Source organism: Aeromonas sp. R4-3, from assembly GCF_040908275.1.
In the GTDB taxonomy this organism is placed as follows: domain Bacteria; phylum Pseudomonadota; class Gammaproteobacteria; order Enterobacterales; family Aeromonadaceae; genus Aeromonas; species Aeromonas rivipollensis.
In genome coordinates, this window is the sequence record NZ_JBFODK010000035.1 from 198,428 (window position 1) to 210,747 (window position 12,320).

The 12,320-nt window shown below is 60.9% G+C and carries 13 protein-coding genes and 1 tRNA gene; 9 read left to right on the plus strand and 5 right to left on the minus strand.

Annotated elements, in window-relative coordinates:
• Positions 1-59 precede the first annotated feature (59 nt).
• From AB5Y91_RS12780 to lolB, 4 genes are all read right to left on the minus strand, one after another.
• Positions 60-1,007, minus strand: a complete 948-nt coding sequence (locus AB5Y91_RS12780) for a ribose-phosphate pyrophosphokinase (protein WP_025326177.1) — start codon at positions 1,005-1,007, stop codon at positions 60-62.
• A gap of 172 nt (positions 1,008-1,179) precedes the next feature.
• Positions 1,180-1,254 (minus strand) — tRNA-Gln (locus tag AB5Y91_RS12785).
• On the minus strand, positions 1,234-2,124 hold the full coding sequence (gene ispE / locus AB5Y91_RS12790; RefSeq protein WP_289976052.1) for a 4-(cytidine 5'-diphospho)-2-C-methyl-D-erythritol kinase: 891 nt from the start codon (positions 2,122-2,124) through the stop codon (positions 1,234-1,236). The genes AB5Y91_RS12785 and ispE overlap by 21 nt, the downstream gene beginning before the upstream one ends.
• The gene (gene lolB / locus AB5Y91_RS12795) at positions 2,121-2,699 is read right to left on the minus strand and encodes a lipoprotein insertase outer membrane protein LolB (RefSeq protein WP_162520188.1); all 579 of its coding nucleotides are present in this window, start codon (positions 2,697-2,699) and stop codon (positions 2,121-2,123) included. The genes ispE and lolB overlap by 4 nt, the downstream gene beginning before the upstream one ends.
• A gap of 125 nt (positions 2,700-2,824) precedes the next feature.
• Between lolB and hemA the strand changes: the two genes are divergently transcribed.
• The 7 genes from hemA to AB5Y91_RS12830 all read left to right on the plus strand — a co-directional run bounded on the left by hemA (position 2,825) and on the right by AB5Y91_RS12830 (position 9,782).
• Positions 2,825-4,084, plus strand: a complete 1,260-nt coding sequence (hemA, locus tag AB5Y91_RS12800) for a glutamyl-tRNA reductase (RefSeq protein ID WP_106887525.1) — start codon at positions 2,825-2,827, stop codon at positions 4,082-4,084.
• A 51-nt stretch (positions 4,085-4,135) separates the two neighbouring features.
• A complete protein-coding gene (prfA, locus tag AB5Y91_RS12805; protein ID WP_163147793.1) occupies positions 4,136-5,224 on the plus strand; it encodes a peptide chain release factor 1 in 1,089 nt (362 codons plus the stop codon).
• A gap of 5 nt (positions 5,225-5,229) precedes the next feature.
• Complete coding sequence (gene prmC, locus AB5Y91_RS12810) at positions 5,230-6,063, plus strand: peptide chain release factor N(5)-glutamine methyltransferase (protein WP_368169952.1); 834 nt, start codon at positions 5,230-5,232, stop codon at positions 6,061-6,063.
• Between the two features lie 42 nt (positions 6,064-6,105).
• Positions 6,106-6,489 carry a SirB2 family protein gene (locus AB5Y91_RS12815; protein ID WP_139435631.1) on the plus strand — a complete coding sequence of 128 codons (384 nt, stop codon included), beginning with the start codon at positions 6,106-6,108 and terminating at the stop codon, positions 6,487-6,489.
• A gap of 11 nt (positions 6,490-6,500) precedes the next feature.
• Positions 6,501-7,301, plus strand: coding sequence for a SirB1 family protein (locus tag AB5Y91_RS12820; RefSeq protein ID WP_234678165.1), 801 nt, complete (start codon positions 6,501-6,503; stop codon positions 7,299-7,301).
• Positions 7,302-7,339: 38 nt separating this feature from the next.
• Positions 7,340-8,194, plus strand: coding sequence for a 3-deoxy-8-phosphooctulonate synthase (gene kdsA / locus AB5Y91_RS12825; RefSeq protein WP_106887521.1), 855 nt, complete (start codon positions 7,340-7,342; stop codon positions 8,192-8,194).
• 304 nt (positions 8,195-8,498) lie between these two features.
• Positions 8,499-9,782 (plus strand): dicarboxylate/amino acid:cation symporter, encoded by a 1,284-nt coding sequence (locus AB5Y91_RS12830; protein ID WP_111910312.1) that lies wholly within the window; start codon positions 8,499-8,501, stop codon positions 9,780-9,782.
• Positions 9,783-9,888: 106 nt separating this feature from the next.
• Here the strand turns inward: AB5Y91_RS12830 and grcA are convergent, their stop codons facing one another.
• On the minus strand, positions 9,889-10,269 hold the full coding sequence (gene grcA, locus AB5Y91_RS12835) for an autonomous glycyl radical cofactor GrcA (RefSeq protein ID WP_025326187.1): 381 nt from the start codon (positions 10,267-10,269) through the stop codon (positions 9,889-9,891).
• Between the two features lie 598 nt (positions 10,270-10,867).
• On the opposite strand from grcA, the gene ung reads away from it, so the two are divergent.
• Both ung and AB5Y91_RS12845 read left to right on the plus strand, forming a co-directional pair.
• Positions 10,868-11,554 carry a uracil-DNA glycosylase gene (gene ung / locus AB5Y91_RS12840; RefSeq protein WP_368169950.1) on the plus strand — a complete coding sequence of 229 codons (687 nt, stop codon included), beginning with the start codon at positions 10,868-10,870 and terminating at the stop codon, positions 11,552-11,554.
• Between the two features lie 161 nt (positions 11,555-11,715).
• Positions 11,716-12,264, plus strand: a complete 549-nt coding sequence (locus AB5Y91_RS12845; RefSeq protein ID WP_106887518.1) for a hemerythrin domain-containing protein — start codon at positions 11,716-11,718, stop codon at positions 12,262-12,264.
• Positions 12,265-12,320 lie beyond the last annotated feature (56 nt).

Here is a 12,320-nt window from a genome sequence, read left to right on the forward strand (position 1 = left end):
TGACCAGGCTTGAAAAAACAAAAACCGCCAGTTGGCGGTTTTTGTCACAACGGGGTCTATCAATGCTCAAACATGGCAGAGATGGACTCTTCGTTGCTGATACGACGGATGGCTTCGGCCAGCACGGAGGAGAGCGTCAGCTGCTTGACCTTGCCGATCGCCTTCATCTCCGCGGTGAGCGGGATGGAGTCGGTGATGATCAGCTCGTCGATGACCGAGTTCTTGATGTTTTCCACGGCGGTGCCGGAGAAGACCGGGTGGGTCGCATAGGCGAACACGCGCTTGGCGCCACGCTCTTTCAACGCTTCGGCCGCCTTGCACAGGGTGCCGCCGGTATCGATCATGTCGTCGACGATGACGCAGTCACGGCCGGCCACGTCGCCGATCAGGTGCATGACCTGGGAGACGTTCGGGCGGGGACGACGCTTGTCGATGATGGCGATGTCGGTGTCGTCCAGCAGCTTGGCGATGGCACGGGCACGGACCACGCCGCCGATGTCCGGCGATACGACAACAGGAGACTCGAGGTTCTTGGACAGCATGTCTTCCAGCAGCACAGGGCTGCCGAACACGTTGTCTACGGGGACATCGAAGAAGCCCTGGATTTGCTCGGCATGCAGGTCAACGGTCAGCACGCGATCCACACCCACGCTGGAGAGGAAGTCGGCGACTACCTTGGCGGTGATGGGCACACGGGCGGAGCGGACGCGGCGGTCCTGACGGGCATAACCAAAGTAAGGAATAACGGCAGTGATACGGCCAGCTGAAGCACGACGCAGTGCATCCACCATAACGATCAATTCCATCAAATTGTCGTTGGTCGGGGCACAGGTGGATTGAATGATGAAGATATCGCCACCGCGTACATTCTCATTGATCTGTACGCTGATCTCGCCGTCGCTAAAGCGACCTACGGCAGCATTGCCGAGTTTGATAAACAGGCGATCTGCGATCTTCTGGGCTAGTTCCGGCGTTGCGTTACCAGCAAACAGCTTCATGTCAGGCACGGTTTGAAACCTCGGGGTTGCATCCAGTATGTGGGGAGTCTGATTCAGACCCGTATCGTTTGGGGGCAAACGATTTATCAAGAGAACGGACAAGGTCTCTGGAAGTTCATGGTGGCGCCAGATTACCCGGGTGGACAGCAGAGCCGTCACCTTCGGCACCATTATGCCAGATTGGCTGGGGTACTAGGATTCGAACCTAGGAATGGCGAGATCAAAACCCGCTGCCTTACCGCTTGGCGATACCCCAATCACTGACTTGTTGCAAAGTGGCGAAGAGTGGTGATATGTTCTCGCCCTTGGCGACAAACCCATCCCAGCCTTCCGGCACCCTTGCCAACACCTTCCGAGCAGCCACTTCGTCTTCAAATTGAGCAAAGACGCAGGCGCCAGTGCCCGTCATTCTTGACGGCGCGTATTCTAGCAACCAGCCGAGCGCATTGGCAACCTCGGGGTGGCGCTTTTTCACCAGCAATTCGCAATCGTTTTTCCACACCCCTTCCAGCAGGTTGTGCAATGTCATCCTGGGGGTGTTGCGAGGCAGCTCGGGATCCTGAAAAACCGCCGCCGTTGCCACATGACAATCGGGTTTTAGCACCAGATACCAGGCGCTCGGCACCTCGACCGGTTGCAGCTTCTCGCCGACCCCTTCCGCAAAGGCGGCCCGGCCGCGCACGAACACGGGCACGTCGGCCCCCAGCTGCACCCCGAGTTCCGCCAGCTCGTCTTCACTCAAGCCTGCCTGCCAGAGATGATTCAGCGCCACCAGGGTGGTGGCGGCGTCAGACGAGCCGCCGCCGATGCCGCCCCCCATGGGCAATACCTTCTCCAACCGGATATGGGCCCCCATCGGGCTTGGCAGCCTCCCCTGCAACAGGCGGGCGGCACGGATGATGAGGTTCTGTTCATCCGGCACCCCGGGGATGGCCGGGCTCAGGGTGAGCAGGCTGGTTCCCGGCAGGGGGTCAAACTCCAGCCAGTCGCCGTGGTCCAGGAAGATGAACAGGGTCTGCAGCTCGTGATAGCCGTCGGGGCGGCGGCCGTTGACGTGCAGGAAGAGGTTGAGCTTGGCTGGCGCCGGCCAGCGGATCGGCGCCTGCCGGATGGTATCCTGCATCATGGCGCCAGGGTCCATTGGTTGATCTGCAACTTGAGGCGGCTGCCCTGGCCCGTCATGGTCAGCAGGTGCGGCAGCCGGTAGTTGTCCTGATCCCGGTAGTCCCCATAGACGATCTGCCACTGGCCGTCGCGCACCGAGGCCAGGCTGGCGTCGGGGTTGAGCTCGAATTCGGCCTCACCCGGCAGCCCCTTGATCCACTCCGGCAGCCCGGTGACCGGAATATTCCAGCCGGTGAGCTGATAGACCAGGGCCTCGGCATCCTGGCTCTGGTGCACCTTGCCTTCGTTGTCGGTCAGGGTGATCTCCCCCTTGCTGCGGGAGAGCTCCAGGATATGGGTGCCGATGAGGCTGGTGAGGTTGAGGCGATAGTCGTCGCCGTTCTGCTGCCAGTTGAGGCGGGCGCTGCCCTTCTGGCGGGCCGTGATGATGGCCATCTTGCCCGACAGCTCCCAGTGGGTCAGCTGTTCGAGACGGGCCCGTTCCTGCTGCCAGTTGACCTGATCCCGCTGGGGTTGAGTGGTGGTACAGCCGGCCAGCACCAGCAGGCAGGCGAGGGAGAAGATACGCAAGAACAAGGTCGTGCTCCGGATAAGAGATTTGCCACAGTATAAGGGGCGGCCGTATCGCTTTTAAAGACTTACCCTTTCTCGTACAATTGTCGGCCTTCATACCCTGTGCACGAAACGATCATCACCCACCCATGAGTCTGCTTGCCCTCGGAATCAACCACAACACCGCCAGTGTCGCCTTGCGGGAACGGGTCGCATTTGGCCCGGACTGCATCGATCGCGCCTTGCGTGAGCTGGTGGAACAGCCCGGTGTCAGCGAGGCGGTGATCGTCTCCACCTGCAATCGAACCGAGCTGTACTGCAGCCTGGAGCAAGGGCAGGGGGAGCAGGTGCTGAGCTGGCTGCAGCGGTTCCACCAGCTGGAGGCGAGCGAGGTGGTCTCCGCCATCTACCGGCACCAGGATGAGGAGGCGGTGCGCCACCTGATGCGGGTCGCCTGCGGGCTCGACTCCCTGGTGCTGGGAGAGCCGCAGATCCTGGGGCAGATCAAGCAGTCCTACGCCCACGCCCAGCAGGCGGAAGCGGTGAAGGGCTCCCTGGAGCGCCTGTTCCAGAAATCCTTCTCGGTGGCGAAACGGGTGCGTACCGACACCGAGATCGGCGCCAGCGCCGTGTCGGTGGCCTTCGCCGCCGTGAGCCTGGCCCGCCGCATCTTCTCCGATCTCTCCCAGACCAAGGTGCTGCTGGTCGGTGCCGGCGAAACCATAGAACTGGTGGCCCGTCACCTGCGCGAGCAGAACGTCACCCAGATGATGGTGGCGAACCGCACCCTGCAGCGGGCCCAGCTGCTGGCCGAGGAGTTCGGCGCCCAGGTGATGACGCTCGAAGAGATCCCGGACTACCTGCACGAGGCGGACATCGTCATCAGCTCCACCGCCAGCCCCCTGCCCATCATCGGCAAGGGCATGGTGGAACGCGCCCTCAAGGCCCGCCGTTTCAGGCCCATGTTCCTGGTGGACATAGCCGTGCCCCGCGATATCGAAGCCGAGGTGGACGAGCTCTCTGACGCCTATCTCTACACTGTGGATGACCTGCAGGGCATCATCGAGCAGAACCTCGAGACCCGCAAACGGGCGGCCGCCGAGGCCGAGCTCATAGTGCAGGAAGAGCAGGGCGACTTCATGGGCTGGTACCGCAGCCAGCACTCTGTGGACCTCATTCGCGATTATCGCCACCAATCCCAACAGGTGGCGGATGAAGAGTTGCAGCGTGCCCTGCTGGCCCTGCAACAGGGCGAGAATGCCGAGCAGGCCCTCAAGGCCCTGGCTCACCGCCTCACCAACAAGTTGATCCACGCACCGACCCAGGCCCTGCGCCAGGCCGCAGCCCAGGGGGACACCCACAAGCTGTCCCAACTGCGTCAGGTGCTGGGGTTGTCACAAGAGTCATAATTTTCGGGCAACCTGCCGGTTGTCCCGTCCTCCATCGAGAACACAAGATTTATGAACCCGTCATTGATCAGAAAGCTGGAAGGCCTCATCGAGCGCCACGAAGAAGTACAGGCCCTGCTCGGCGAGCCCGGGGTCGCCTCGGATCAGGACAGATACCGTGCCCTGACCCGGGAATATGCCCAGCTAGAAGACATAGTGCACGCCTTCCAGCGCTTCCGTCAGGCCGAGGAGAACCTCGAGACCACCAAGCTGATGCTGGAAGAGGACGACGCCGACCTGCGCGAGATGGCGCAGGAGGAGCTGCCGCTCGCCAAGGCGACCTTAGAGGAGCAGGAGCAGGCGTTGCAGGTGATGCTGCTGCCGCGCGACCCCAAGGATGACAACAACTGCTACCTGGAGATCCGCGCCGGTGCCGGTGGCGACGAGGCGGCGATCTTCGCGGGGGATCTGTTCCGCATGTACTCCCGTTATGCCGAGCGCCAGGGCTGGCGCGTCTCCATCGTCAGCTGCAACGACGGCGAGCACGGCGGCTACAAGGAGGTGATCGCCAAGGTGGACGGCGAGCACGTCTACGGCCGCCTCAAGTTTGAATCCGGCGGCCACAGGGTACAGCGGGTCCCCGAGACCGAATCCCAGGGTCGGGTGCACACCTCCGCCTGTACCGTGGCCGTGCTGCCGGAAGTGCCGGAAGCCGAACAGATCGAGATCAACCCCTCCGAGCTGAAGATCGACACCTTCCGCGCCTCCGGGGCCGGTGGTCAGCACGTCAACAAGACCGACTCCGCCATCCGCATCACCCACCTGCCCACCGGCTTGGTGGTGGAGTGCCAGGATGAGCGTTCTCAGCACAAGAACCGTGCCAAGGCGATGTCGGTGCTCTCCGCCCGCCTGCAGGCCGCCGAGGACGAGCGCCACCGCGCCGCCGAGCAGAGCACCCGCCGCAACCTGGTGGGTTCCGGGGATCGCTCCGAGCGTATCCGCACCTACAACTACCCCCAGGGTCGCCTCTCCGAGCACCGCATCAACCTCACCCTCTATCGGCTGGGGGAGATCCTCGAAGGGGATCTGGATTGCGTCATCACCCCCCTGGTGCAGGAGTATCAGGCGGATCAGCTCGCCTCCCTGGCCGAGAGCAACTGATGCCCATGCAGATCCAGCAGGCTCGTGCCCATATCATGGCGACGTTGGCCGAGGGGGAATCCCCCCGTGCCGACGCCGATGCGCTGCTCTGCCATCTGCTGTCTTGCCGGCGCAGTTACCTGATGACCTGGCCGGAGCGCGAGCTCGATGCCGCCCAGCAGGCCACCCTGCAAGCCTGGCTTGACCGCCGCCTGGCCGGTGAGCCCATAGCCCACCTCATCGGCGAGCGGGAGTTCTGGTCGCTGCCCCTCAAGGTGAGCCCGGCCACCCTGATCCCGCGCCCCGACACCGAGGTGCTGGTGGAGCAGGCGCTGGCACGCCTGCCTGCCGGCCCCTGCGCCCTGCTGGATCTGGGCACAGGCACCGGCGCCATTGCGCTGGCGCTCAAGTCCGAGCGGCCCGATGCCGATGTATGGGCGGTGGACAGGATGCCGGACGCTGCCGCCCTGGCCCGCGCCAACAGCGCCGCCCTGGGGTTGCCCATAGCAGTGCGGGACGGCAGCTGGTTCGAGCCCCTGTCGGATGCGCCACGTTTTGCGATGATCGTCTCCAATCCGCCCTATATCGACGGGGCGGATCCCCATCTGGAGGAGGGGGACGTGCGCTTCGAGCCCCGCTCCGCCCTGGTGGCGGACGAGCAGGGGCTGGCGGACATTCGCCTGATAGTCGCCGGTGCCCCCGCCCATCTGTGCCCGGGGGGCTGGCTCTTGCTGGAGCACGGTTGGGAGCAGGGGGCAATGGTGCGTCAGCTTCTGCTGCAACAGGGCTACTGCCAGGTGGAAACCGTGCGGGATTATGGGGATAACGAGCGGGTGACCCTGGGTCGTCTGGCGCCGTGATGATGACGGGCGGAACTGTCCGCCCCTGTGCAAGGAAACCATATGTATGTTGCTCTCAAACATCTGCACCTCACCCTGATTGTCGGGGCCGTACTGATGTTCATGCTGCGCTTTTACTGGGCCCAAACCGGCTCCATTCATGCCCGTAACGGCCGGGTGCTGCAGGCCAGCGGCTGGCTCAATGGCCTAGTGGTGCTCTCCGGCGTGCTGCTGTGCATGGTGCTGGATCTCAATCCCCTCAACAACGGGATCCCCTGGCTCAGCGAGAAGCTGAGCGCCGTGCTGGCGGTGGCCTTCCTCGGCATGATGGCGCTGCGCCTGGCGCGCAGCAACAGCATCCGCTGGTTTGCCTTCCTGGGGGCCCTGGGGTGGATCTTCTTTATCGCCAAGCTGGCGGTGCAAAAGCAGGCCAACCTGTTCGGTTAGGGATGACGACGATGATACGTGTGGATGAGTGGACCGACTTCGAGGCCCACGACCTGGCCGAACTGGCACTGTCGGTGAGCGATGAGATCCTGGGCCATGGCGGCGCGGGAGAGGCCGAGCTGGCCCGTCTCGATAGCTGGCTGGACGAGGCCATAGTCGAAGGGGACTGTGACGAGGTGCGTCGTCAGCTGTTGCAGGGGTTCTACCAGACCTTAGGGTTTCGGGGCGACTGGCAGGATTATTTCTCTGCCGCCAACTGCGACCTGAACCAGGTGCTGGTACAACGCAAGGGCATACCGGTGAGCCTTGGCATCCTCATCATCCAGCTGGGTCGCAAGATTGGCCTGGATGTGGAGGGGATCTGCTTCCCGGGCCATTTCCTGGTGAGCTTCGCCGGCCTGGAGGGAGAGGTCTATGTGGACCCCTTCAACGGTGACGAACTGAGCCTGCACCGCATCGAGCTGCTGCTTCGCGGTGCCCTCGGCAACCTGGCGACCTTAAGCGATGACCATCTGCAGCCCTGCGGGCAGTGGGAGATCATCGAACGCCTGCTCAACGTCAGCAAGGGGGCCCTGCTGAGGGAGGAGCGCATGACAGAAGCATTGCGCTGCAGCGAGCTGCTGCTGCGCATGAAGCCCGGAGATCCGCTGGAGACGCGGGATAGGGGCTTCATCTACGAGCAGCTCGACTGCCCCCGTTTCGCCGCCGACGATTTTGAATACTTTATTGAACAATGCCCGGACGATCCTGTGGCCGACGTGCTGAAAACCCAGCTGGCCAGTCTGGATCTTAGCCCCAAGCCCCTCCATTGAGGGGGTCTGGGGAAGCCTCTTCACTTAAGGATGCTGAGATGGAACAGAAGAATATCAAGATCAACGCGATCGACGTCGCCAACGACAAGCCCTTCGTGCTGTTTGGCGGCATGAACGTGCTGGAATCCCGCGACATGGCGATGGCGGTGTGCGAGAAGTACGTGGAAGTGACCAGCAAGCTGGGCATACCATTCGTGTTCAAGGCGAGCTGGGACAAGGCGAACCGCTCCTCCATCCACTCCTACCGCGGCCCGGGCCTGGAAGAGGGGATGAAGATCTTCCAGGAGCTCAAGGCGACCTTCGGCATGCCGGTCATCTCCGATCTGCATGAAGTGCATCAGGCCAAGCCGGTGGCGGAAGTGGTGGATGTCATCCAGTTGCCCGCCTTCCTGGCGCGCCAGACCGATCTGGTTGAGGCCATGGCCCGTACCGGCAACGTCATCAACATCAAGAAGCCGCAGTTCCTGAGCCCGAGCCAGATGAAGAACATCACCGACAAGTTCGAGGAGTGCGGCAACGATCGCCTGATCCTGTGCGAGCGCGGCGCTAACTTCGGTTACGACAACCTGGTGGTGGACATGCTGGGCCTGGGGGTGATGAAGAAGAGCACCGGCGGCTATCCGGTCATCTTCGACGTGACCCACTCATTGCAGTGTCGCGATCCCCTGGGGGCCGCCTCCGGTGGTCGTCGGGATCAGGTGACCGAGCTGGCCCGTGCCGGCATGGCGGTCGGCTTGGCGGGTCTGTTTATCGAATCCCACCCGGACCCGAAAGTGGCCCGCTGCGACGGCCCGAGTGCCCTGCCGCTGGACAAGTTGGAAGGCTTCCTCAAGCAGATGAAGGCCATCGACGATCTCATCAAGGGCTTCGAGCCACTGGATACCTCCGCCTGATCCCGCACGCCGCTTTAGTGATGCTAGCTGCCCCGCCATGCGGGGCATTTTTTTATCCAAAATGTTTTCAATAGGGTCTTAAATGCATCGTCGACCAACTATATCGCAGTTGCCGTGGTGTTAATGATGTTAAATATGTTGTGTGATTAATGTCTCTTAATTGCTTCTTATAACGTGTGAAAGTGGCGCCGTTGCGATGATGAAATAGCATGACGCCGGCGAGAGAAGGATATTTTCTCGTGACGGCTCCCTGCATGCCTATTTCTGCCATATGAGATGTCAATTAATTAACAGGACGTTAATCATGCACAAGAAAGTATTCAGCAGCCTTTATTTCCAGGTGCTGCTTGCGATCACCCTGGGGGTATTTCTGGGACATGTCTATCCCGACCTCGGGGCTGATATGAAGCCATTGGGTGATGGCTTCGTGAAATTAATCAAGATGATCATTGCCCCCGTTATTTTCTGCACCGTAGTGACCGGCATCGCCGGCATGGAGAGCATGAAAGCGGTGGGGAAAACCGGTGCCATAGCGCTGCTCTACTTTGAAGTGGTGAGCACCATAGCCCTGGTCATCGGGCTGTGCGTGGTGAACTTGCTGCAACCCGGGGTCGGCATGAACGTGGATCCCGCCACGCTGGATGCCAGCTCCATCTCGGCCTATGCCGAGCAAGCCAAGTCGCAGGGCATCATCGCCTTCCTGCTTGATGTGATCCCGGGCAGCGTGATCGGCGCCTTTGCCAGCGGCAACATTCTTCAGGTGTTGCTGTTTGCGGTGCTGTTTGGCTTCTCCCTGCACCATATCGGCGAGAAGGGGAAATTGGTCTTCAATATGATCGACAGCTTCTCCCAGGTTATTTTCGGCATCATCAATATGATCATGAAATTGGCACCGGTTGGCGCCTTTGGTGCCATGGCCTTTACCATAGGGAAATATGGGATCGGCTCGCTGGTCCAACTCGGCCAGTTAATTGCCTGCTTCTATGTGACCTGCCTGCTATTCATCTTCATGGTGCTGGGCAGCATTGCCAGGGCAAATGGCTTCAGCATAGTGCGCTTTATTTCCTACATCCGTGAAGAGCTGCTGATCGTGCTGGGCACCTCCTCTTCCGAATCCGTATTGCCGCGCATGCTGGTGAAGATGGAGGCGCTCGGCTGCAAGAAGTCGGTGGTGGGCCTGGTGATCCCGACCGGTTACTCCTTCAACCTGGATGGCACCTCCATCTACCTGACCATGGCGGCCGTCTTCATCGCCCAGGCGACCAATACGCCGCTGGATCTGTTCCAGCAGCTCACCCTGCTGGTGGTGTTGCTCATCTCCTCCAAGGGGGCGGCCGGGGTCACCGGTAGCGGCTTCATCGTGCTGGCGGCCACCATCTCGGCGGTGGGGCACCTGCCACTCGCCGGGCTGGCGCTGATCCTGGGGATAGATCGTTTCATGTCGGAGGCGCGGGCCCTGACCAACCTCATCGGCAACGGCGTGGCGACTCTGGTGGTGGCGCGTTATTGCGATCAGCTAGACGAGCAGAAGATGAACGAGGTGCTTGCCAACCCGGTCGCCGTGCAGAAGGTCGACCAGCACGGATAGCCGGCAGGCGCGGTCTGCAAGGAGAGATGGGCAGGCACTGTGGCTTGCCCATAAAAAAACGGCCCGAGTGGGCCGTTTTTCATGGTGCAGATGACCGCAGAGGGAATTACAGGCTCTGGGTGAAGGTGCGGGTGACCACATCACGCTGCTGTTCCGGGGTCAGGGCGTTGAAACGCACTGCGTAGCCAGACACGCGGATGGTCAGCTGCGGGTACTTTTCCGGATTGGCGATGGCGTCTTCCAGGGTCTCGCGGCGCAGCACGTTGACGTTCAGGTGTTGACCACCCTCGACCACGGGTTCGGTCTGGACCGGCAGTTCACGGTATTCGAACTGGCCCAGGTCGGACAGTGCGACTTCCTGATCGGCGACGAAGCTGTCGCCCTTGGCGCAGATGCAGCGAGCTTGCTGCTTCTCTTCATCCAGCAGCCAGAAAGAGTTCAGCAGTGCGGCGTTGGCGGACTGGGTGATTTGGATGCCCTTGATCATGGTATGACTCCTCATAGGAAAGCGGATTCAACGGTAAGCACATTACCCTGATGTTTTTAAACCACCTTGATGACGGGATGATTTAACGGGGCCTTGCCTTACACCTTTACTTCGTTGGGGTCATATATACCACGATGGTAATAATACGAAAATTGATCTAAATCAATAAAAGCGCATTTTGCGCGCGAGGAAAGGGATTAATTCATTGAGATTAATCAAAAATAGATCATTTTTATGATTTTGTAAGATATATGAATTATGCATTTTTTATTGGGTATATCTAGTAATTTAACTACATCTTTAGCCGTTATTCTCTTTATAAGGTCAGGGTCGGGCGTCTTACAAGATCAGGGCAGGACCTCGCTGGGTGGCCAGGTGCGCGGCCGTCAAGGCGCTGATGGCTGCGGCCATCGACCATCATCCCGATAGGCAGGGTGCCAGGGGTTTTGGCGGGCGCAGTGGTGCAGGGGTGGCCATCCCCCAGAGCCGAGTCGCGGTTGCGTCTTGCTGCCCGGCCCCCTATCCTGAGCCCCTTGCGGCATTCATCGAGGATATTGGGGTGCCAGAGGTAGCGGATTCACAGAGAGAGGAGACTGGCGTGCTGACCTGGAAGGATGTGATCGGTTCTGAGAAAGAGCAGGACTATTTCAAGGCAACCCTGGCGACCGTCAGGGAGGAGCGGGAAGCGGGCAAGGTGATTTACCCCCCGGCCACCGAGGTGTTCAATGCCTTCAAGTTGACCGAGCTGGACAGTGTCAAGGTGGTGATCCTGGGGCAAGACCCCTATCACGGGCCGGATCAGGCCCACGGCCTCTGCTTCTCCGTGTTGCCCGGGGTACGCACGCCACCCTCCCTGGTCAACATCTACAAGGAGATGCAGCGGGATCTGCCGGGTTTTGTCACACCCGGTCACGGTTTCCTGGAGTCCTGGGCCACCCAGGGGGTGCTGCTGCTCAATACTGTGCTGACGGTGCAGGCGGGCATGGCCCACTCCCATGCCCACCTGGGCTGGGAAACCTTCACCGACAGGGTCATAGAGCGGATCAACTCCCACTGTCAGGGGGTGGTCTTCCTGCTGTGGGGAGCCCATGCCCAGAAGAAGGGACGCTTCATCGACCGGTCGCGTCACCATGTGCTGACGGCTCCCCATCCCAGCCCATTGTCCGCTCACCGCGGCTTCATCGGCTGTGGCCACTTCTCGGAGGCAAACCGCCTGCTGGTGCAGCAGGGGATGAACCCCATCGACTGGCTCTCGGTCTGCCATCACCAGCCGGTGCCGGCCTGACCCTCTTCCCGCCTCTGGGCAGGCAAGGGCGAGCAGGCTCGCTTGTCTGCATCGCCGGGGTGGGGATTGTCTGCAACTGACTTGATTGAGTGCAAAGTTCGGGTGATAAATGACCGTATACTCGAGACAGTCTCTTTTTCAATTCAGCGCAAGGAGTGCTCATGTTATCCAGTCTCCATAAGGACCACCTCAACATCGCCAGGCTGCTGACGCTGCTCAAGCACAAGCTGGCAGCCATCCGCAATGAGCAGCCGGTGAGCTATTTCCTGCTCCGGGACGTGGTGGACTACTTGCGGGAGGTCTCCGACAAGTTCCATCACCCCAAGGAAGACATGATCTATGACTACTACCTGAAATACAGGGTGGTGGAGGGGGAGGTCGCCAACCGGCTGCATGAGGAGCACGCCCGCCTGCTGGTGGCCGGCACCGAGCTCAAGGAGATGGTGGAGATGATACTGATGGACGCCGTCATTCCGCTTGAGCAGTTCACCGCCAAGCTGGAGCAGTTCATCGAGCAGCAGGAGGCCCACATGAACTACGAGGAGGGGGTGATCTTCCCTCATCTGCGTGATTCCCTGACCGAAGATGACTGGCGTCAGCTCGAGCAGCTCTGGCAGAACAGGGCCATCAATGATCCCCTGTTCGGGGCCGAGGTGAGCCAGCACTTCCAGGCGCTGGCCAAGCAGCTCTCGTTGCCCCCCTCATCCTGAAATGGCAGGCGGGCCAAAAAACGACGCCCCGGCTTGGCCGGGGCGTTTTGTTTTAC